15 protein-coding genes, 1 tRNA gene and 1 pseudogene are annotated in these 20,066 nt (G+C 75.1%); 11 read left to right on the top strand and 6 right to left on the bottom strand.

The window, feature by feature from the left end; translation table 11 throughout:
* Positions 1-2 precede the first annotated feature (2 nt).
* The 3 genes from ACFW5B_RS19645 (at position 3) to ACFW5B_RS19635 (ending at position 4,326) form a co-directional block, all read left to right on the top strand.
* Positions 3-1,496 carry an exopolysaccharide biosynthesis polyprenyl glycosylphosphotransferase gene (locus ACFW5B_RS19645; RefSeq protein ID WP_386440724.1) on the top strand — a complete coding sequence of 498 codons (1,494 nt, stop codon included), beginning with the start codon at positions 3-5 and terminating at the stop codon, positions 1,494-1,496.
* Positions 1,497-1,701: 205 nt separating this feature from the next.
* Positions 1,702-2,973 carry a glycosyltransferase gene (locus ACFW5B_RS19640; RefSeq protein ID WP_386440721.1) on the top strand — a complete coding sequence of 424 codons (1,272 nt, stop codon included), beginning with the start codon at positions 1,702-1,704 and terminating at the stop codon, positions 2,971-2,973.
* Positions 2,974-3,072: 99 nt separating this feature from the next.
* Positions 3,073-4,326, top strand: a complete 1,254-nt coding sequence (locus ACFW5B_RS19635; RefSeq protein WP_386440718.1) for an NAD(P)-binding domain-containing protein — start codon at positions 3,073-3,075, stop codon at positions 4,324-4,326.
* 135 nt (positions 4,327-4,461) lie between these two features.
* Here ACFW5B_RS19635 and ACFW5B_RS19630 read toward each other — a convergent pair whose 3' ends face one another.
* Positions 4,462-4,932, bottom strand: a complete 471-nt coding sequence (locus tag ACFW5B_RS19630; protein ID WP_386440715.1) for a hypothetical protein — start codon at positions 4,930-4,932, stop codon at positions 4,462-4,464.
* Positions 4,933-5,175: 243 nt separating this feature from the next.
* On the opposite strand from ACFW5B_RS19630, the gene ACFW5B_RS19625 reads away from it, so the two are divergent.
* Positions 5,176-6,639 carry a tetratricopeptide repeat protein gene (locus ACFW5B_RS19625; protein ID WP_386440712.1) on the top strand — a complete coding sequence of 488 codons (1,464 nt, stop codon included), beginning with the start codon at positions 5,176-5,178 and terminating at the stop codon, positions 6,637-6,639.
* 137 nt (positions 6,640-6,776) lie between these two features.
* Here ACFW5B_RS19625 and ACFW5B_RS19620 read toward each other — a convergent pair whose 3' ends face one another.
* Positions 6,777-7,370 carry a histidine phosphatase family protein gene (locus ACFW5B_RS19620; RefSeq protein ID WP_386440709.1) on the bottom strand — a complete coding sequence of 198 codons (594 nt, stop codon included), beginning with the start codon at positions 7,368-7,370 and terminating at the stop codon, positions 6,777-6,779.
* 228 nt (positions 7,371-7,598) lie between these two features.
* On the opposite strand from ACFW5B_RS19620, the gene ACFW5B_RS19615 reads away from it, so the two are divergent.
* From ACFW5B_RS19615 to ACFW5B_RS19590, 6 genes are all read left to right on the top strand, one after another.
* Complete coding sequence (locus ACFW5B_RS19615; protein ID WP_386440706.1) at positions 7,599-8,930, top strand: hypothetical protein; 1,332 nt, start codon at positions 7,599-7,601, stop codon at positions 8,928-8,930.
* Complete coding sequence (locus ACFW5B_RS19610; RefSeq protein WP_386440703.1) at positions 8,921-10,471, top strand: hypothetical protein; 1,551 nt, start codon at positions 8,921-8,923, stop codon at positions 10,469-10,471. The genes ACFW5B_RS19615 and ACFW5B_RS19610 overlap by 10 nt, the downstream gene beginning before the upstream one ends.
* A 40-nt stretch (positions 10,472-10,511) precedes the next feature.
* Positions 10,512-11,915: an AAA domain-containing protein gene (locus ACFW5B_RS19605; RefSeq protein ID WP_386440701.1), complete on the top strand. Its 1,404-nt coding sequence runs from the start codon at positions 10,512-10,514 to the stop codon at positions 11,913-11,915.
* A 151-nt stretch (positions 11,916-12,066) separates the two neighbouring features.
* Positions 12,067-12,393 (top strand): hypothetical protein, encoded by a 327-nt coding sequence (locus ACFW5B_RS19600; RefSeq protein WP_386440698.1) that lies wholly within the window; start codon positions 12,067-12,069, stop codon positions 12,391-12,393.
* 193 nt (positions 12,394-12,586) lie between these two features.
* On the top strand, positions 12,587-13,222 hold the full coding sequence (locus ACFW5B_RS19595) for a bifunctional DNA primase/polymerase (RefSeq protein ID WP_386440695.1): 636 nt from the start codon (positions 12,587-12,589) through the stop codon (positions 13,220-13,222).
* A gap of 56 nt (positions 13,223-13,278) precedes the next feature.
* Positions 13,279-13,352, top strand: a tRNA-Lys gene (locus ACFW5B_RS19590).
* A 71-nt stretch (positions 13,353-13,423) separates the two neighbouring features.
* On the opposite strand, the gene ACFW5B_RS19585 is transcribed toward ACFW5B_RS19590, so the two are convergent.
* Positions 13,424-14,665: a M6 family metalloprotease domain-containing protein gene (locus tag ACFW5B_RS19585; RefSeq protein ID WP_386440692.1), complete on the bottom strand. Its 1,242-nt coding sequence runs from the start codon at positions 14,663-14,665 to the stop codon at positions 13,424-13,426.
* 360 nt (positions 14,666-15,025) lie between these two features.
* Between ACFW5B_RS19585 and ACFW5B_RS19580 the strand changes: the two genes are divergently transcribed.
* Positions 15,026-16,840 (top strand): putative bifunctional diguanylate cyclase/phosphodiesterase, encoded by a 1,815-nt coding sequence (locus tag ACFW5B_RS19580; protein WP_386440689.1) that lies wholly within the window; start codon positions 15,026-15,028, stop codon positions 16,838-16,840.
* 21 nt (positions 16,841-16,861) lie between these two features.
* Here the strand turns inward: ACFW5B_RS19580 and ACFW5B_RS19575 are convergent.
* From ACFW5B_RS19575 to ACFW5B_RS19565, 3 genes and pseudogenes are all read right to left on the bottom strand, one after another.
* Positions 16,862-17,985 (bottom strand): annotated as a pseudogene (locus tag ACFW5B_RS19575) (LLM class flavin-dependent oxidoreductase).
* A 141-nt stretch (positions 17,986-18,126) separates the two neighbouring features.
* Positions 18,127-18,852: a decarboxylase gene (locus ACFW5B_RS19570; protein ID WP_386440686.1), complete on the bottom strand. Its 726-nt coding sequence runs from the start codon at positions 18,850-18,852 to the stop codon at positions 18,127-18,129.
* A gap of 151 nt (positions 18,853-19,003) precedes the next feature.
* Positions 19,004-19,915, bottom strand: coding sequence for a decarboxylase (locus ACFW5B_RS19565; RefSeq protein ID WP_386440684.1), 912 nt, complete (start codon positions 19,913-19,915; stop codon positions 19,004-19,006).
* Positions 19,916-20,066: the final 151 nt, after the last annotated feature.

The raw sequence follows: 20,066 nt of genomic DNA, 5'->3' as shown, positions 1-20,066 counted from the left end.
CGATGACGACGGAGAGCGCGGACGCGCACCGCTCCGCCCCGGTCCCGTCCCCGTCGGCGGTCCCCCGCCCGGCGGCGACGGTCCGGCCGCCCCGCGAGCCCGAGCGGGAAGCCCTGCCCCCGCCCCGGCCCGGCCGCGGCCTACGGCGGCGGACCGTCGCCCCGCTGCCGGCCGCCGACGCGCTGGCCACCGCGGCCGCCGCGCTGCTCGTCCTCGGCACCGGAACCCCGGCCGCGCTCGTCCTGCTGCCGGCCGGGCTGCTGCTGCTCCACGCGCACGCCGGTCTCTACCGCCCCGGCCCCGCCCCGGGCCTGCTGACGCAACTGCCGACGCTGCTGGGCCGGTCCGCCGTCTGCTGGTGCGCGGCGGCCGCGGTGCTCGCCGCCGTACGCCCCGGGCAGGCGCTGTCACCGGCCCTGCTGGCGGGGGCGGTGGCGGTGCACACCGCGCTGCTCTGCGGCGGCCGGGCCGCGGCGCACCGGGCCCGCCGCCGGTCCGCGCGCCGCCGGCCGCGCGCCACGCTGATCGTCGGCACCGACCCGGCGGCCGGGCAGCTCGCCGCCGTACTACAGGCCCGACCCGAGTACGGGCTGCGCCCGGTCGGGGTGGTCACCCCGCCGTCGCTGCCGCCGGGCGCCCAGGCGTCCCCGGCCCTCGCCGGACCGCCGCTGCCGCGGCTCGGCTCCGCGCCGGAGCTCACCCGGGCCGTCATCCGGCACACCGTGCGGGACGTGGTGTTCACCCTGCCGCCGTACGGCGATCCGCACACCGCCGCGCTGCTGCGCCGCTTCATCGACCAGGGCTCGGCCGTCTGGCTGGCCGGCGCCGCGGCCGCCCGCGAGGGCCGGACACCCCAGGCCGCCACCGACCACCTGTGGGGCTTCGCCTGCCGACGGCTGGACACCGCCCCTCCCCGGCACGGGAGCCGGGGCAAGCGGCTGCTGGACCTCACGCTGGCCGCGGCGGCGCTGGTGGCCCTGGCCCCGGTGCTGGTGGGCTGCGCCCTCGCGGTGCGGCTCGCCGTCGGGCCCGGAGTGCTCTTCCGGCAGGAACGCGTCGGCCGCGGGGGCCGCAGCTTCACCATGCTGAAGTTCCGCACCTGGCAGCCGGACGACGCGCACGAGGCGGCGACGCGGTGGAGCCTGGCGCACGAGCGCCGGATGAGCCGGGCCGGGCGGCTGCTGCGGCGCACCTCGCTGGACGAGCTGCCGCAGCTGTGGAACGTGCTGCGCGGGGAGATGAGCCTGGTCGGGCCGCGCCCGGAACGCCCCTTCTTCGTCGAGCAGTTCCTCCGTACGTGCCCGGAGTACGGCGCCCGGCACCGGATGCCGGCCGGCATGACCGGCCTGGCGCAGGTGCACGGGCTGCGCGGCGACACCTCCGTCGAGGACCGGGCCCGCTTCGACAACCTCTACATCGACAGCTGGTCGCTGCGGCAGGACCTGCTGATCCTGCTGCGGACCGTGGCCTCGGTGGTGCGGCTGGAGGGCGGATGAGCGCGGGCGTCCCGCCGCCGCGCCGCCGCCCCGGCCGCACCGCCGCGGGGCCCGTCCCGCCCGGCGATCCCGGGGGCGACCGCACCCGGCGGCCGCCGGGACCCCGTTACCGCGCCCGGCCCCCGCTGCGGCGCCGTGCCCCGGGGCGGACACGCCCGGGCCCCGACCGGACCACCACCCCGGCCGCTACCTCTGGAGGCATCCGGTGAAGGTTCTGCATGTGATCACCGACCTCGGCGTGGGCGGCGCGGAACAGCAGCTGCGGCTGCTGCTGCGCCGGCTCCCCGTGCACTGCGAGGTCCTCACCCTGACCGGTCCGGGCCCGGTCGCCGAGGGCATCGAGGCCGACGGCACCCCCGTCGGCCACCTCGGCATGACCGGCACCCGGGACCTGACCGCGCTCCCCCGGCTCACCCGGCTGATCCGCGACGGCGGCTACGACCTGGTGCACACCCACCTCTACCGGGCCTGCGTCTACGGCCGGATCGCCGCCCGGCTGGCCGGCGTACGGGCCGTGGTGGCCACCGAACACTCCCTGGGCGACGCGGTCATCGAGGGCCGCCGGCTGACCCGCGGCGTCCGCACGCTCTACCGAGCCACCGAGCGGCTGGGGACGGCCACGGTCGCCGTCTCGGACACCGTCGCCGCCCGGCTGCGCCGCTGGGGCGTACCGGAACAGCGAATCCATGTGGTGCCCAACGGCATCGAGGCGCACCGCTTCGGCTTCGATCCCGCGGCGCGGGCGCTGGTGCGCACCCGGCTGGGGCTGCCGCTGGACGCCTTCGTGGTCGGTGGCGCCGGGCGGCTGGTGCCCGGCAAACGGTTCGACGTCCTGGTCCGCGCGGTGACCCAACTGCCCGGCGTACACCTGCTGCTGGCGGGTGCGGGGCCGGAGCGGGAGATGCTGCGGCGGATGGCGCAGCAGTTCGGCTCGGGCGACCGGATCCATCTGCTGGGCGAACGCGACGGCGCGGTCGGGGGCGCGCTCCACGGCGCCGCCGACGACCCCGGGACCACCGGGCCCGACATCCCCGGCCTGCTCTCGGCCATCGACGTCTTCGTCTCGCCCTCCCCGGACGAGGCGTTCGGGCTGGCCGTCCTGGAGGCGCTCGCGTCCGGGCTGCATGTGCTCTACGGCAGCTGCCCGGCGGTCGACGAGCTACCCGCGGACCAGGCTCCCGGCGCCCGCCACTTCGGCCCCCACGTCCACGAACTGGCCACCGCCCTACGGGAGCTGCGGCGCGAGGGGCCCGGCCGGCTGCCGGTCCCGCCGGTGGTGCGGCGCTATGACATCACCCGCAGCGCCGAGGCGCTGATGTCCGTGTACGAGCAGGCCGTGGCCGGGGCCCCGGCACGGCGCGGGAGCCCGGCGGCGGTGCCGCCGCCCCAGGGCCGGCCGGCCGCACTCCCGGCGGCGAGCGTGTCGCTGCCGGATCCGTCCCGGTCGCCGGAGCCTTCGCCGCTCTCCAACAGGTAGCGGCGGTCCGGCGCGGCCGCGGCGGCCGCGCCGGGCGCTCCGCCCCGGGTTCGGACGCTCCTCCCCGCCCCCACACCGGAAGAAAGCGCAGGAAACTCCATGTACGACCTCGTCGTGGTGGGCGCCGGCCCCTACGGACTCTCGATCGCCGCGCACGCGGCGGCGGCCGGACTGCGGCTGCGGGTCCTGGGCCGGCCGATGGCCTCGTGGCGCGCGCACATGCCCGACGGCATGCTCCTCAAATCCGAGCCCAGGTCCACCGCTCTCTCCGCCCCGGCCGACGGCCACACCCTGACCGACTACTGCGCCGCCCACGACCTCACCGCCGAGCACGGCGTCCCGCTGCCCGTCAGCACCTTCGCCGCGTACGGCAGCTGGTTCGGCGAGCGGGCGGTGCCACAGATCGACAAGGTCACCGTCACCGCCGTACGCCCGGACGGCGACGGCTTCCAGGTCACGACCGACACCGGCGAGCAGATCGCGGCCCGGACCGTGGTGCTCGCCCTCGGGGCGCTGCCGTTCGTCAACCGCCCCTGGCCACTGCTCGAACTCCCCCCGGAACTCGCCTCGCACAGCAGCGACCACCACGATCTGCGCCGCTTCCACGGCCAGGACGTCGCCGTGATCGGCTCCGGGCAGTCCGCGCTGGAGACCGCGACCCTGCTGGCCGAACAGGGCGCCAGGCCCCGCCTGGTGGCCCGCGCCGACCGGCTGCGCTGGGACTGTGCGCCGCCGCCGCTGGAGCGCGGCCGGCTGCGCGCGCTGCGCGACCCGCACTCCGCACTCGGTACCGGCTGGCCGACCTGGCTGTGGTCGGAGCTGCCCGGCGCGGTACGGCGGCTGCCGCCGGCGACCCGGGTGCACCTCGCGGCGCACACGCCGGGCCCGGCCGGTGCCTGGTGGCTGCGGGAGCGCTTCGAACCGGCGGTGCCGGTCCTGCTGGGGCACCGCATCCGGGCGGCGACTCCCCTGGATGACGGGGTGCGGCTCCGGCTCACCCATACGGACGGCGACTGCGAGACCCTCGACGCCCAGCACGTGGTGGCGGCCACCGGCTTCACCCCGGACGTCGGGCGGCTGCGGCTGCTGCACCCCCAAGTACGCACCACTCTGCGGACGGTGGGCGGCAGCCGGGCGCCCGAGCTGAGCGCCGGCTTCGAATCGTCCTGGCCCGGACTGTTCTTCGCGGGGCTGCTGACCGCCCCGTCGTTCGGCCCGTCGATGCGCTTCGTCCACGGCGCGGCCTTCACCGCGGCGCGACTGCTGCGCGGCGTACAGCGCCGCCTCGGCGACCGCCGCCGCGCCACCACCATCCCCCGCCCGGCACGGGACAGCACACCGGCCGCGCACTAGGGAGACACCCCCTGGCGACCGCCCTCCTGGCAACCACCCGCCCGAAGGGGCCGTCCGGCAGCGCCCGGGCGGCCCCTTTCCCGTTCTCCCGTACGGGACGGGCGTCACTGACTGCTATCCCTTACGGGACGGGCGTCACTGACAGCGGTCGACGGCCTCGATGGTGCGGGCCGCCTCGCCGAGCGCCGCGCGCAGGACGGCCGGATCGGTGGCGGCGGCGCCCGCGCCCTCCGGCGGCACCAGCCAGCCGGTGCCGGTCACCGGCGGCTCCAGCGGGGCTCCTTCGCCCTCCCCGCACAGTGCGCCGAGGGCGATGCCCCGCCCGGAGGTCTGGGTGCAGGCACTGCCCGGTACGTCCCAGCCGTCCGCCGTGCCCGCCGGCACCAGGAAGCCGAGGGTGTCGCACGCGCCGTCGTGCAGCACGGGGCCGACGTCGTCCCGCAGCCGGAGGATGTCGACGGCTTCCAGACCCTGCCGGGCCGGCACCGTGACGAGGTCACAGGCCTGGGCCGGTACCGCCGGTGCCCCGGCCACGACGGCCGGCCCCCGGCCGCCGGCCCGGCCCGCGGACCCGTTGCCGCCCCTGCTCACGCCGGTCTCCCACACGGAGAACCCCTCCTCGCACGTACCCGACCCTTTACACCGACTTCAACGGCCGGACGTGTCAACAGCTACGGCGGCGTAACGCTGCAAAGGATGGCAGTTCATGGCAGATCGCGCGCGAGATATCCGATTTGTAGCCAAACTGTGCGTATCGGAGCCATCACAGCCGGTACGGTCTTCCCGCCGCACCGCCAGGAGGCGGCAACGCCACCTGATGGCACGGAAAGGGCACGGAGAGGGTCCGCCATGGCGTCGCCAGCAGCAAGTTCAGCGTCGTCCCGCACCGTACCCGCCCGCCCGAACCTCGCCTTCCGACAGCTGCGCGGCCGGCTGTCACCGGGCGAGTTCGCGGCGGCGGTCCGACGGTCCGCCCGTGAGATCGGCGAACAGGTCTCGTGCGACGCCCGCTATGTGGGCCGCGTCGAGTCCGGGGAGATCCGGTGTCCGAACTACGCCTACGAGCGGGTGTTCCGGCACATGTTCCCCGGGCTGACGCTGCCCGACATGGGCTTCGCGCCGCGCGAGGCGGTACGCGGTCGGGGGGCGCGTACGGCGGCGGTCGGCGCCGCGCCCCTGGCAACCGACCCCGACCACCGCGATACCCGTATCCAGATCTGCGAGGAGAGCGACGTGCTGCGTCGCGCGTTCATCACCGGCGGCCCGGCAGCAGCCCTGGGCTTCGCCGCGCTGCATCCCATCGAGGCCGCTGCCGCCGCCGCAGCCGCCCATGTGCCCGGCCCACGCGGGCCCGTCACCGGCCGGCCCGGCACCGCCGAGGCCGCCGCCGTCGAGGAAGCCGTCCGGCACATCCGGCTGCTGGACGACCGGCACGGCGCGGAGGGCATCTACCGCCGCGCCACCCAGCCGCTGCGCGCCGCCTACGAGTTGCTGGACGCGGGCGTGCAACGCCGTTCGGTGTCCGACCGGCTGCACGCCGGGGCGGGGGAACTCGCCATCACCGTGGGCTGGCTGGCCCATGACTCGGGCCGCTTCGGCGACGCCCGCTCGCACTACGCGGAGGCGCTGGCCACCGCCCGGGTCTGCGGTGACGCCGCCCTGGAGGCCCACGCCTTCTGCAACACGGCCTTTCTGGCCCGTGACGCCGGCCGGCCGCGCGAGGCGGTGCGGGCCGCGCAGGCCGCGCAGCAGGCCGCCAAGCATCTGGCCTCACCGCGGCTGCTGTCACTGCTGGCGCTGCGGGAGGCAGGCGGCTGGGCGGGGCTGGCCGACCGGACCGGCTGCGAGCAGGCGCTGGCACGGGCCGAGCGGCTGTTCGCGGGCGGGCCGCGGGACGGCGACCCGGAGTGGATGACGTTCTACGGCGAGGCCGAGCTGGCGGGTCTGGAGGCGCAGTGCTGGTCGGCCCTGGGTGAGGCGGGCCGCGCGGCGGAACACGCCCGCCGGGCGGTGGCGCTCCAGAATTCCCATTTCACCCGCAATATCGCCCTGTTCACCGCGGAGCTGGCGGGCGATCTCGCGGCCGGCGGGGAGCCCGAGGAGGCCGCCGCGGCCGGGAGCCGGGTGCTGACGCTGCTGGAGCAGGTCCGTTCGGCCCGTATCCGGACGATGCTCGACGAGACGGCCCGGACGCTGCGGGCGTACGACGGTGGCGCGGTCGCCGCGTTCCTGGAGCGGCACGCGGCGTCGGCGGCTTCCGGGGCCTCAGCGGCTTCCGACGGCGGGGCGGCGGGCATGGAATCCGGCGGCTGACGGGCGGCGGCCCGACCTGCCCGGCGGCCCGACGGCCCGTCAGGAGGCCGGTCAGGCGGCCCGTCACACCGGTTCGCGGGTGCCCGCGCCGTCGGCGGACCGTGCCCCCGGCGACCGTCGTCCAGCTGCTCAGCCGGTCAGCCCAGGTGCCCGGTGTCGTTCCAGCGCTCGATCGCCGGTTCCCCGTAGGCCCAGCCGAGCACCGACAGGGACGTCGGCTCCAGCCGGATGCGGGCACCGAAGGAGATGTCCAGGCCCAGCCAGCGGGCGCCGAGGGCGCGCAGGATGTGGCCGTGCGCGAAGACCAGCACATCGCGGTCGGCGGACCGTGCCCACCCGATCACCTCGTCCGCCCGCGCGGTGACCTCGGCGAGCGTCTCGCCCTCCGGCACCCCGTCGCGCCAGATGAGCCAGTCCGGCCGGCCCGCCTTGATCTCGGCCGGGGTCAGACCCTCGTACGCGCCGTAGTCGATCTCCATCAACGCGTCCCACGGCTGCGCCCGGGAGCCGAAACCGGCCAGGTCGCAGGTCTCCTTGGCGCGGACCAGGGGGCTGGTGCGGACCTCGACGCCGGGCAGTCCGTCCCAGGGGGCGCGGTGCAGCCGCTCGCCCAGCAGCTCGGCGCCGCGCCGGCCCTCGTCCAGCAGCGGGACGTCGGTACGGCCGGTGTGCCGGCCGGACAGGGACCACTCGGTCTGCCCGTGCCTGGCCAGGAAGATGCGCGCTGCCATGGTCGTACCTCTCGCCGATCGCTCGGTTGCTCGTTCTCGATGCGGGCAACGTCGACCGCGGGCTTTCCATCATCGCGCACCGGGTCGTTTTGTCCCCGACCGGGGACACCGTCCCGCCCGGGGGCCGGGCTCCCGGGGCGCTCCCCCCTACGGCGCGGGGGCTCGGAGCGGTGGCCGGCCGGCGGGCGGTCGCCCCGTATGTCGGTGCCGGATGCGAGACTTTCGCGGGTGAACGTTTCGCGCGACAGTCGACCCGCGTCGGCCGCCCCTCCGGAGGAGCGGCCGACGGCGACGCCGGGCCCGCGGCGGGAGGTCCCCCCGCCGCCGGGGGCCGCCCCACCCGGTGGCCGCCGGAGCAGGCTCACCGAGCTGCGCGGCCCTGGCGTCCGCCCCCGCTCCCTCGACGCCCGCGCGCTCGCCGCGCTGGCCGCCAACCCGGGCTGCCGGCGCCGCGCGCTGCTGGACGGTGCGGGTATCGACAAGGGCGCGCTGGCCCAGGCGCTGGGCTCGCCCGCGGCGTACGGCCAGTCGCAGTTCGCGATCGTCCGCGGCCATTCCTTCGAGTCCCGGGTGAAGTCCGACGGCGGCACGGAGCTGCTGCGGCTGCTGCACGAGCGGCTGGCGCCCGGCGGCCCCCCGCCCGCGCCGGAGGAGGTCGCCACCCCCGATCTGTCCGCGGCCGGGCCCGAGGGCCGGGCGGCGCGGACGGCGCTGGCGCTGCGCGAGGCGACCGCGGCCGGCGGCTGGGCGCTGCTCGACCATCCGATGCTGGTCGTCGAGGTGGCCGGTTCGCCGGCCTATGTGGAGCCGGATGCGGTGGTGGTGCATCCGGACGGCAGCTGGACGGTCGTCGAGATCAAGTCCTTCCCGATGATCGACGGTTCGGCGGACGCCGCCAAGGTGGGCGCCGCGGCCCGGCAGGCGGCGGTGTACGTGCTGGCCCTGGGGCCGGTGGCCGGTCATGTCGGCGCACACACCGGCCGCCCGGTCCGGGTCCGCGACCGGGTGCTGCTGGTCTGCCCGAAGGACTTCTCCAACCTCCCCACCGCCGCGGCCGTCGACGTCCGCAAGCAGCTGGCCACGACCCGGCGGCAGCTGTCCCGGCTCACCCGGGTCGAGGAGATCGCCGCCGCGCTCCCCCCGGAGACCACCTTCGACCTCGCACTCGCGGACGACGGGAAGACCCCGACCCGCCGGCCCGAGGAGCTGGCCGAGGCCGTCGAGCTGGTCGACGCGGCCTACGCCCCCGAGTGCCTGGCCGCGTGCGAGCTGGCTTTCCACTGCCGTAAGCGGTCCCGGGAGGACGGTGCGGTGGAGGCGCTGGGGCGCGGTGTCCGGGGCGAGTTGGGCGGGCTGCGCACCGTCGGGGAGGTGCTGGCGGCGGCCCGCGCCGACGGGCCGGAATCCGCCGCGTCCGCCGACGGACCCAAGCCCCCCGCCACCGAAGGGCCGGACGACCCGGCCGTCGTCGCGCTGCGGCGGGCCGCCGCGCTGCGCGCCGAGGCACTGGGCCGCCCGGCCGTGCCGGGACCGCGAGCGGAGGAGCCGGGATGTCACTGATCGAGACGCTGGCCCGGATGGAGGCGGTGACGGCGGGCCGCGCCCAGCCGCGGTGCACGGTCCGGCACCGCCATCTGGCCGACCGGCCCCTGGTGTTCGTCCCGTTGACGACCGCGGGCGAGGCCGGTGCCCCGCTGGGCGCGCTGGTCGGCACGGACCGCGAGAAGCCGGTGCTGCTGGCCGTGCCGCAGCCGCGCGACCGCGATCTGCGGTTCGCCTTCCTCGCCGAGCTGGCGGAGTCGGTGCTGCCGTACGTGGACGGCTTCGCGGACGCCGTCGAGTGGGAGGAGCGCAAGGAGACCGACCCGGAGACCGGCAAGAAGGTCCCGGTGCAGGTCGAACTGTGCGCGGATGCCCCGCAGTTGATCGTGCCGAGCGCCGCCGGTATCGAGTTCGTGCGGCTGCTGGGCCGCTCGATGCGGTTCCGGCGGACGGCCGAGCAGGAGCCGGAGACCCCGTATCCCGCGCCGCCGCACGTCCCGCTGCTGGGCCGCTGGCTGACCCATTTCGGCGAGCGGGCGCGGGTCCCGGGCGCGAGCCTGCTGCTGTCCATGACGGGCCTGCTGACCCGCCATTGGGCGACCGGCCAGAGCGTGCTGGAGGACCAGCACCTGGGCGCGCTGCTCTCCTGGATCGACCCGCCGCCCGGGATGTCGGGCCGGGAGGCGGCCGAGCGCGCGGAGTCGGCGCGGGACGCGGACGGGCAGCTGCTGTGCCCGCCGGCCGGCCCGGCCACCGACCCGGCGTTCGACAACCGGCTGCTCGCGCCGGCGATGGCCCGCTACGACGCCGGGCTGCCGGGCGCCGAGGAGGCGCTCCGCACCCTCGTCGAAGGGCAGCTGCGACCGGCCTGGGACGCCGTCTGGCAGGGCCTCGACCTGCTGCGGACGCTCCCCGAGGGCGCCCGGGTCGCCGACCGCTGGAAGCGCGACCGCTGGTCGTACACCGCGCACCGGGACCGGATCCGCGCCGGGGAACCCCCGCAGCCCCGTCAGGACGACGCGGTCACTGCCGCGCAGAAACTGTCCGCGCGGGAGACCGCCCAGGCCCAACTGGACGCCCAGGAAGCCCTGGACGACCCCCTGGTGATGGCGGGGCGCCGACTGGCCGGGGAGGCGTTCGAGGGCACGGTCACCGCCGTCGAGATGGCCTTCTCCGAGGGCAAGCGGCCGATGCCGCGCCCGCTGGTCACACTGCGGACGGCCGACCGCCCGCAGCTGGCCGGGGGCGGCAAGCTCTACCGCCCCGTGGCGGACGGCCGGACCCAGACCGCGGAGTTCGTGGTGTCCGTGCCCGAGGAGCCGGGGATGCTGGTGGTGCGGCTGACGGGCGGGATGGGGCGCGGGAAGACCCCGGAGCCCGGTTCGGTGCCGGAGCCGGACGACACGGTGTGCTGGACGCTGTTCGAGCACGCCCCGCGCGGCGGCCCGGAGCTCCCGGACCCCGAGGACACCCCGTGGACCCACGGCGGCCCGCCGCCGGGGGTGGTGGACGCGCCGCAGCCCGCCCCCGACCCGGTGACCCCGGAGGACTTCCTGTGACCCGCGCCCGGCCCTCGACCGCCCTGGAGAACGCTCCCGTATGACGGCCACTCAGGACCCCTTGGAGCTCCCACGCCCTTCCGGCAGTGGGGGAGCCACCACCGCCGGCCCCTTCGACCCCGCCGCCGCGGCCGCCGAGGCGACCGACAAGATCCTGCGGGACACCCTGCACGGCAGCCGGCGCGGGGTGGTCGTGGACTCCCCGCCCGGCGCCGGCAAGTCCACCCTCGTGGTGCGCGCGGCCCGCGAACTGGCCGCCGCCGGACGCCCGTTGATGGTGGTCGCACAGACCAACGCCCAGGTCGACGACCTGGTGCTGCGGCTCGCCGAGAAGGACCCGCAGCTGCCCGTCGGGCGGCTGCACAGCAGCGAGCCCGGCTCCTTCGACCCGGCGCTGGCCGGGCTGCCCGCGGTCCGTACGTCCGCGAAGATCGCCGACCTGGCCGGGTTGGACATCGTCGTCTCGACGGCCGCGAAGTGGGCGTACACCAAGGTCGACGAGCCCTGGCGGCACGCCATCGTGGACGAGGCGTATCAGATGCGCTCCGATGCGCTGCTGAGCGTCGCCGGGCTCTTCGAACGGGCGCTGTTCGTCGGCGACCCGGGCCAGCTGGACCCGTTCAGCGTGGTCGGCGCGGAGCAGTGGGCGGGGCTGGCCTACGACCCGTCGTCGAGCGCGGTGTCGACGCTCCTGGCGCACAACCCCGATCTGCCGCAGCACCGGCTCCCGGTGTCCTGGCGGCTGCCCGCGTCGGCGGCGCCGCTGGTCTCGGCCGCGTTCTATCCGTTCACCCCGTTCCGCAGCGGCACCGGCCCCGGTGACCGCCGGCTGGCGTTCGGGGTGCCGGGCGACGGCTCGGGCCCGGACCGCGTCCTGGACGAGGCCGCCGAGTCCGGCTGGGGCCTGCTGGAACTCCCCGCCCGCCGCACTCCGCGGACGGACCCGGAGGCGGTGCAGGCGGTGGCGCAGGTCGTGCGCCGGCTCCTGGACCGCGGCGGCGCCACGACCGGTGAGGCCCACGGGTCCCCGGCCGCCCCGGCCCCGCTGACGGCCGCCCGGATCGCGGTCGGCACCGCCCACCGCGACCAGGCGGCGGCCGTCCGCGCCGCGCTCGCCGGCCTCGGGGTCTCCGGCGTCGCGGTGGACACCGCCAACCGTCTCCAGGGCCGCGAGTTCGACGTCACGGTCGTCCTGCATCCGCTGTCCGGCCGGCCCGACGCCACCGCCTTCCATCTGGAGACCGGCCGGCTGTGCGTGCTCGCCTCCCGCCACCGGCACGCCTGCATCGTGGTCTGCCGGGCGGGCGTCGCCGACCTGCTGGACGAGCACCCCTCGACCGAGCCGGTCCGTCTCGGCGTCACGGTCAAGTTCCCGGACGGCTGGGAAGCCAACCACGCCGTCCTCGCCCACCTCGCGGAACACCGGGTGAGCTGGCGCCCTTAGGGCGTGTCTCCGGCGGGCCCGTACGGCCACTCCCACGGGCCCACTTGCGCGCAGCGGGACAATGGAATGCGGCACACGATCTGGAGGTAGGTACATGTCCGAGCCGCGACCGGCTCCCGACCCGCGTGGTACGGCGCCGGGACCTCGGCGGATGAAGCCCGCGCAGCTGCTCTTCGAGCCGCCCGAGGCCGTCGCCGACCCCGAGCACTTCTTCGGCCTGGAGTCGATGGAGGACCCGCGCGAGCTGCTCGGCCGCGCCACCGAACTCACCCTCGCCTTCCGCGCCGCGGCCGACCGCGCCACGGAGTTCCAGGCGCTGGCCGCCGCCCAGCTGTCCGACCCCAGCCGGTTCGACCGGCTGCCGCTGGCCGCGCTCGCCGAGCAGGCGGAGTGGACCGAGGACTACGCCCGGAAAATGATCGAGTTCGGCCGCAGCCTGATGCGGAGCGGCGGCTCCCTGCCGGGCGACATGGACTGACCGCCCCGGCCCCGTCCGCGCCCATCGGCGGCCGGAATCGTGCCCGCCCGACGCGCCCCACGACGGCTCATGATCCGTGATCATGGGCCGCTGGCATATGCAAGGGGGGAAAGATACCGGCTCCCCCACCGCCCCGTCCCGTTTTCCGCCAATCAGGCAAGTCCCGGTGTGCCGGCTGGGTAGACCTGTCCCCATGAGCGACTGGCTGCCTGAGACCCCCCGCACCCTGGCCTTTCCGACCGCCGCATACGTCACCCTCGCGGGCGCCGACTGGCTCGCCTCCGCCAGCCCCCATCCCGACGAGATGCACACGCTCTGGGCGACCCGTCCGGCCGCGCCCAGCGCGCTGCCCTGCGGCACCGCCTTCGACGTGATCAACGCCCCGGCGCTCTTCGGGCGGCGCATGGTGGACCGCTTATGGTCCGACGGCCCCGGCTCGGGCCCGGTGGCGGCGCACCGCGGCCGCATCCTGATGTTCACCACCCCGGGCACGGCCCAGCGGCTGCCGGCGCTGCTCGCCTGGGAGGAGTGGGCCACCGCCGTCCCTCCGCTGCTCTGCCACGGCAGCGGTGACGCGGTGACCGTCCCGCCCCTGCACCCCCGCCGCGGGCCCGCCGCGGACCGGGCCCCGGGCGCCTGCGGCCCGGAGGACGAGGACCCGGCCGCCCCGTCCGTCTCCCGCTGGCTGGTGGCGCCGGATGTCCGCGATCCCTGGCTGCCCGGCCCCGACGTCCTGCTCTGGGCCTGTGTCCGCGCGGCCCGCTCGATGGCCGGTCCGGCGCGTGAAGCCGCAGCTCAGCACCCCGTCGCGATGCTGACCGCGGGCTGAGCGAAACCGATTTTTGCCCTCCCCGGCCAGGATGCTAATGTTTTCCCCGTCAGCAGGCGCCGCTAGCTCAGTTGGTTAGAGCAGCTGACTCTTAATCAGCGGGTCCGGGGTTCGAGTCCCTGGCGGCGCACAGACGGTCGAAGGCCTCCACTCCGGTGGGGGCCTTCGTCATTGCGGTGTGCAGGGCGGCATACGGCGCGGTCAGCCGCGGTTCACCTTCACCGCCCAGTCCCCGTCGGCCGTGCGGCCCTCGACCTGGATGCGGACGCCGTCCTCGGCGTCGTCCAGGCTCTCCCCCACGCCCAGCGGCGCGTCCGCGAGCGGCGGGTAGACGGAGGTGCCCCAGCAGGCCGAGGTGTCCGGATGCCCGTCGAGCACCTGCACGGGGCCCGACCCGGAGGCCGTCCTGCTGCGCACGCGGTAGACCAGCACGCCTTCGGTGCACAGCGAGCGGTCATTGGCGGTGGCACCGCGTGCCTCGATGGCCAGGGCGCTGTCGGAGCCCGTGCGGACCACCAGGAGCCGCGGCCGGCGCTGGGCGCGGGGCTCCTTGGGGGCGGACAGCGGTCGCAGGGAGTGCATGGCCGGCCCGGCCAGCGCGACGCAGTCGACCTGGCTGTCGGCGATCCAGCCCAGCTTCCACTTGTGCCAGGCGAACGGGTCGGGCGCGAGTCCGAACTGGCTCCCCATGAGGTCCCAGTCGCCGACGTAGGTGTCCCAGTCGCCCTTGCCGTCCTCCGGCCGGTGGTAGAGGTCCGGCAGATCGAAGACGTGCCCCGTCTCGTGGGCGAGGACGTTGCGGTCCGGCGGGTTCTGCTCGAAGACCGTGACGAACCGGCGCAGGTCCCGGTCGTCGGCGTGCATCGGCCGGTCGAGGTTGACGACCTTGGTGGCGTCCGAGTCGACGCCGGGCGCCTCCGGGTCGGCGACGAAATAGACCACGTCGTAGTGGCTGAAGTCGATGGAGGGGTCGGCGGCGGCGACCGCGTCGTGCAGATAGGACGAGCGCCGGCCCGCGTCCCAGTCACGCTGTATCCCGTAGGCGGCGGACGGGCGCGGCATCTGCACCCAGCGGCGGTGAACGTGCGGGCGCAGCCGGAATTTCCCGTACGAGGCGCGCTCGAAGAAGGCGGAGGTGGCGGGGAAGTAGTCGCGGGACAGTTCCTGCGGCGACGCGAGGGGGCGGGCGTCCGGGAAGGACAGATAGATCATGACGGCGTCGAGCGGGCGGTCCGGGCGCGGATAGGACCCGTTCCAGCTGTCGACGCCCTCGGAGTGGTGCGCGTCGGTGCGTCCCAGGGCGCACGGGAGCACGGCCTCGGATGCGGTGGCGGGCCCGGCGACGATGGAGGTCGCGATGAGCGCGCTGAGCGAGGTGAGAACGGCCGCGACCCGCCGCAGGCTGCGGCGGTCCACCCTGTCGGGTGTCTGGGCGCGCGGCACACATACCTCCAGGGACGGATTCGGCGACCTCATCTACCCTGTGGCGATTTAATGCTATTCGTCCTGTTTTGAAGGCCCGGACGGGTGAGCGGCGCGTCTTGGCCGTGCCGTAACGGAAAGTCACAAACGACCATCGGGGCAATCCGTACGAACAGAGCCGGGCAGAAATGGCCGAAGTTCCGTCATGCGCGCGGGCGATCACGGCAGCGTCGCTGGATCGGCCGTCGTGCCAGCCTCTATGATCGCCACACTTTCCAGCGCGAGATCCCCCCTCCATCACGAGACAGCGCCACGCGGGAGCGAGCAGTGAGCGGACACCCCGACAGCCCGGGCCGCACGCCCGGAGCGACGCTCCCCTCAGTGACGGAGCGTGAGGAAACGACCAAAGAATCCGCCGAGACCCGGCCCGCCCCGGGCGGGCCCGGCGAAGACAGCGCGGCCTCCCTCGGCGACTACCGCGCCACGTTCTACGCGGCGCGGGTGGCGATGGCCGTCCTCAACCGCGACGGCCTGGTCCTCGCCGCCAACCCGGCCTTCGGTGAGCTGCTCGGCACCGACCCGGCCGAGCTGGTCGCCGCCACCGCCGCGGACCTCACCGACCTCGGCGCCGACCCGCGGGTGTGGACCGCCTACCGCGAGGTGCTCTGCGGCCGCAGCGACCGGCTGCGCTGCACCCGCCGCCTCAAACACCCCGAAGGGCACTCCGTCTGGGTGGAAGTGACCGTTGAGCCGCTGACCCCCGAGCCGCTCAGCGGCGAGGAGCGGATGCTGCTGTCGGTCGCGGACATCAGCGACCGGCACGACCTGCTGGCCCGGCTGCGGCATCTGCAGATGCACGATCCGGTGACCCGGCTGCCCAACCGGGCACTGTTCTTCGAGCGGCTCTCCGCCGCCCTGGAGACCGCCTCCTTCGAACCGTCCGGCACCGGCCGCATCGGCCTCTGCTACCTCGACCTGGACGGCTTCAAGGCCGTCAACGACACCCTCGGGCACCGCGTCGGCGACCGGCTGCTGAGCGCGGTGGCGCAGCGGCTGACGCGCTGCGCGGAGAGCGCCGAGGAGCGCGGGGCGGACCGTGGCGGGCCCCTGGTCGCCCGGCTCGGCGGTGACGAGTTCGCGCTGCTGGTGGAGGACTCCACCGGCACCGACCAGCTCGCGGAGCTGGCCCAGTGCGTGCTGGACGCGCTGCAGCGCCCGTTCGACCTGGCCGGGCAGCGGCTGTCGGTGTCGGCGAGCATCGGGGTCGTGGAGCGGGCCGCCACCGGCACCACCGCGACCGGTCTGATGCAGGCCGCGGACACCACGCTGTACTGGGCCAAGGAGGACGGCAAGGCCCGCTGGACGCTCTTCGACCCGGAGCGCAACGCCCACCGGATGACCCGGCAGGCGCTCTCCAGCACCCTGCGGCCGGCCGTGGACCGCGGCGAATTCACCCTGGAGTACCAGCCGCTGGTCGGGCTGGGCGACGGCCGGGCGCAGGGCGTGGAGGCGCTGGTGCGCTGGCGGCATCCGCAGTTCGGGACGCTGTCGCCGAATCGGTTCATCGCTCTGGCGGAGGAGAACGGCGCGATCGTCGAGCTGGGCCGCTGGGTGCTGGAGCGGGCCTGCCATCAGGCACGCGCCTGGCAGCTGGCGCACCCCGACGAGCCGCTGTTCGTCAGCGTCAATGTGGCCGTACGTCAGGTCTGGGACTCCGACCTGGTCGCGGATGTCGCCGGAATTCTCGCCGAGACGGGGCTGCCGCCGGAGCTGCTCCAGCTGGAGCTGACCGAGTCGGCGGTGATGGGCTCGGCCGGCCGGCCGCTCCAGGCCCTCCAGGCGCTGAGCGACATGGGCGTACGGATCGCCATCGACGACTTCGGCACCGGCTACTCCAACCTCGCCTACCTCAGCCGCCTCCCGGTCTCCGTACTGAAACTGGACGGGTCCTTCGTCCGCGGCTTCCGCTCGCAGGAGCACCCCAACCCGGCGGACGAGATGATCGTGGAGGCGCTGGTGGCGCTCGCGCACCGGCTCGGCCTCACGGTCACCGCCGAGTGCGTGGAGAGCGCCGAACAGGCCGAACGCCTCCGCCGCATCGGCTGCGACACCGGCCAGGGCTGGCTCTACTCCCGCCCCGTGGCCCCCGACCGCGTCGAGGCCCTCCTCGACGCGGGGCGGCACACGGGGGTCTGAGGGGGCCGCGGACCCCGCGCCCTACCCCGGCAACCCGTACGCGTCCGCGATCAGCTCGTAGGAGCGCAGCCGGGCCGCGCCGCCGTGGGCGTTGGCGGTAATCATCAGCTCGTCGGCGCCGGTGCGCTTGGCGAGGTCGTCCAGGCCCTGGCGGACGGCGTCCGGGGTGCCGTGAACGACATTGCCGAGCCAGCTGTCGACGAAGCCCCGCTCCAACTCGTTGAAGCGGTACGCCTCGGCCTCGTCCGGGCCGGGCACCAGGCCGGGGCGGCCGGTGCGCAGCCGGACCATGGACAGCGCGCCGGTCATGACCTGGCGGCGGGCCTCCCGCTCCGTCCCGGCGGCCAGCGCCGCGACCCCGATCAGGGCGTACGGCTCCGCCAGCGCCTCGGAGGGGCGGAAGGAGGAGCGGTAGAGGTCGAGCGCGGGGAGGGTGTTGGCCGCGGAGAAGTGGTGCGCGAAGGCGAACGGCAGGCCGAGGGAGCCGGCCAGCCGGGCGCTGAAGCCGGAGGAGCCCAGCAGCCAGAGGGGCGGGCGGTGCGGGTCCTGGACCCCGCCCGGTGAGGTCGCCTGGACCGGACCGGGGACGGCGTGGATCTTGGCGTACGGATGGCCGTCCGGGAAGGAGTCGTCGAGGAAGCGCGTCAACTCGGCCAGCTGCTGCGGAAATTCCTCCGCGCCCTCGTGCAGGCCGCCGGTCCTGCGCAGCGCCGCGGCGGTGGCCCCGTCGGTGCCCGGCGCGCGGCCCAGGCCCAGGTCGATCCGGCCGGGGGCCATCGCCTCCAGGGTGCCGAACTGCTCGGCGATGACCAGCGGGGCGTGGTTGGGCAGCATGACGCCGCCGGAGCCGAGGCGGATGCGGCCGGTATGGGCGGCGAGGTGGGCGAGCAGCACCGCGGGCGAGGACGAGGCGACGCCGGGCATGGAGTGGTGTCGGCTACCCAGTAGCGGTGGAAGCCGCGGCGTTCGGCCGTACGGGCGATGTCGACGGCGGTGCGCACCGCCGCGGAGGCGGTGCTGCCGGCGCCGACCGTCACCAGGTCGAGCACCGACAGCGGGACGGGCGCACTGCCCCGGGCGGTGCCCCGTATCCCGTCGCCGGCCGGCTCGCCGCTGCCCCGGGTCTCCTCGTCTTCGCCGCTCACGGTGCGGGTCCTCCTCGCGTCGGTGGTCTGCGGCGAGGACAACCGGAGAGACTCTCCACTTATTCCCGGGTCAGAACCCCGGCCCGGCACCGCGGTCGGCGGAGCCGCCGGACCTGCTGCGTCCGGGCCCCGCCGGTTCCGCTAGGCGTGCGCCGTCCGGGAGAAGAGGGTGCCGAGGGCCGGACAGTGGAGCGTGCGGTCCAGTAGCCGGAGGCCCTCCCAGGCCGTCACCTGATTGGCGGTGAGCACCGGCTTGCGCAGCTCCGCTTCGAGGGCCGGCAGATGCGCGGCGGTGTGCAGCGCGGTATCGGGCAGCAGCACCACCTCGGCGTCCGGATGGTCACCGGCGCGGGCCAGCGCCAGCACCTCGTCGATGCCCCAGGTGCCGACCTCGGCGGCGGTGATGATGCCGCTGCCGCGGGTCGAGACGACCTCCGCACCGGCGGACTTCAGGAAGGCGTGGAAGCGCTCGGCGACATCGTCGGGATAGGTGGCGGCGATCGCCACCCGCCGGGCGCCGAGCGCCTGGACGGCATGGGCGAACGCGAAGGACGTACTGGAGGCGGGCAGGCCGGCGGTGGCGGACAGCTCCCTGACCTGAACGCGCGCGCCCTCCCAGCCGAAGACGAAGCTGGCGCTCGTACAGGCCCAGACGACGGCCTCGGCGCCGCGCTCCTTGAGCTCGTCGACGCCCGCCGCCAGCCGCCCGGCGGAGCCCATCTCCAGCAGCGCGTCGACGCGGTGGGCGTCCTCGCCGATGTCGGTGTGCACGAGCGGCAGGCGGACCGAGCCGCCCAGCAGCGTTTCGAGCCGGGGGTAGTCGTCCTCGGCGGAGTGGCCGGGGTAGAGGAAGCCGACCGATGCCATGCAGTTCTCCCTTGCGTGTTCGGCTGCGGGTGCAGGGGGTTCGTGGGTGCGGGTGCGCTCACGGGTGGTGGGGTGACTCCGGGCAGAAGTGCTGCCGGCGAGGGGGACGACGCCGGCAGCATCCGGGGTGGCGGCCGGGTTCGGACCGGCCTCAGACCGGGGGCAGGCCGCCCGCGTCATCCGGCGGATACGGCGGCGGATCGAGACCGTCGAGCGGCTCGCCCTCCGGTGGGGCGGGAGGTCCGGCGAAGGCCGCCTCGGGCGTCGCCCTCGGCAGCCCCTCCCCGGGCCCGCTCGCTGAGCCGGTCATCGCGGCCGGACCGCGCCGCGCCACCGGATCGAGCAGTGCCTGGTACGGACCCACCGCCTCGACGCCGATGGCGCGCAGCGCCGCCCACATCGTGACCTGGTTGGCGGACAGCACCGGCATCCGCAGCTCGGCCTCCAGCTGCGGGATGACGTCGTACGTCGGCAGGTTCGTACAGCTGATGAAGAGCGCGTCGGTGTCGCCGACCACGGCCGCGCGGGCCATGTCGACGACATCGCGGTACGGCACCTTCCAGATGTGCCGGGTCAGTCCGAGGTAGGCCCGGCCGGTGACCGTGATGCCGGCCTCCCCGAGATAGTCCTCCAGGGAGTCGGTGACCGATTTCGTATAGGGCGTGACCACGGCGATGCGCCGGGCGCCGATCTCGCGCAGCGCTTCGATCAGTGCGCCCGAGGTCGTGAGGGAGGGAACCTCCCCCGCCTGGACCATGGCCGCACACATCGCCCGCTCGCCGGCGACCCCTCCGACGAAGCTGCCGGAGGTGCAGGCATAGGAGATGACCTGCGGTGATACCGCGCACAACGCCTGGACGGCAGCGTCCAGCGTTTCGTGCTCACTGACCAGCCGGGCCAGGTCCAGGCTGACCTCGACGGGTACAAAAGGGGTGCGGGTGAGGTGGAGCGACACGTCGTCGGGCACCCAGCGCCAGAGTTCGCGGTCCAGCGCGAAGTCGAAGGGAGCGACGACGCCCACGCCGAGCTGCGGCTGTGGGCCACCCAGAAAGGAGACGTCCATGAAGGCCCCTAGAAGAAACGAAGGGCTGGGATGGCCAGGCCAGTGGCCGGAGGATGAGGTGCAACCGGAGCAAGCCGGGACGTCGGTACAGAGCCGTTGTTGACACGGTAGATACGACTTCCTAGCGTGGTCAATCCTCGCATCTCAGGCA

This window comes from Streptomyces sp. NPDC058773 (assembly GCF_042746015.1).
Classification (GTDB): domain Bacteria; phylum Actinomycetota; class Actinomycetes; order Streptomycetales; family Streptomycetaceae; genus Streptomyces.
This window is presented reverse-complemented; position numbering and strand designations above follow the sequence as displayed.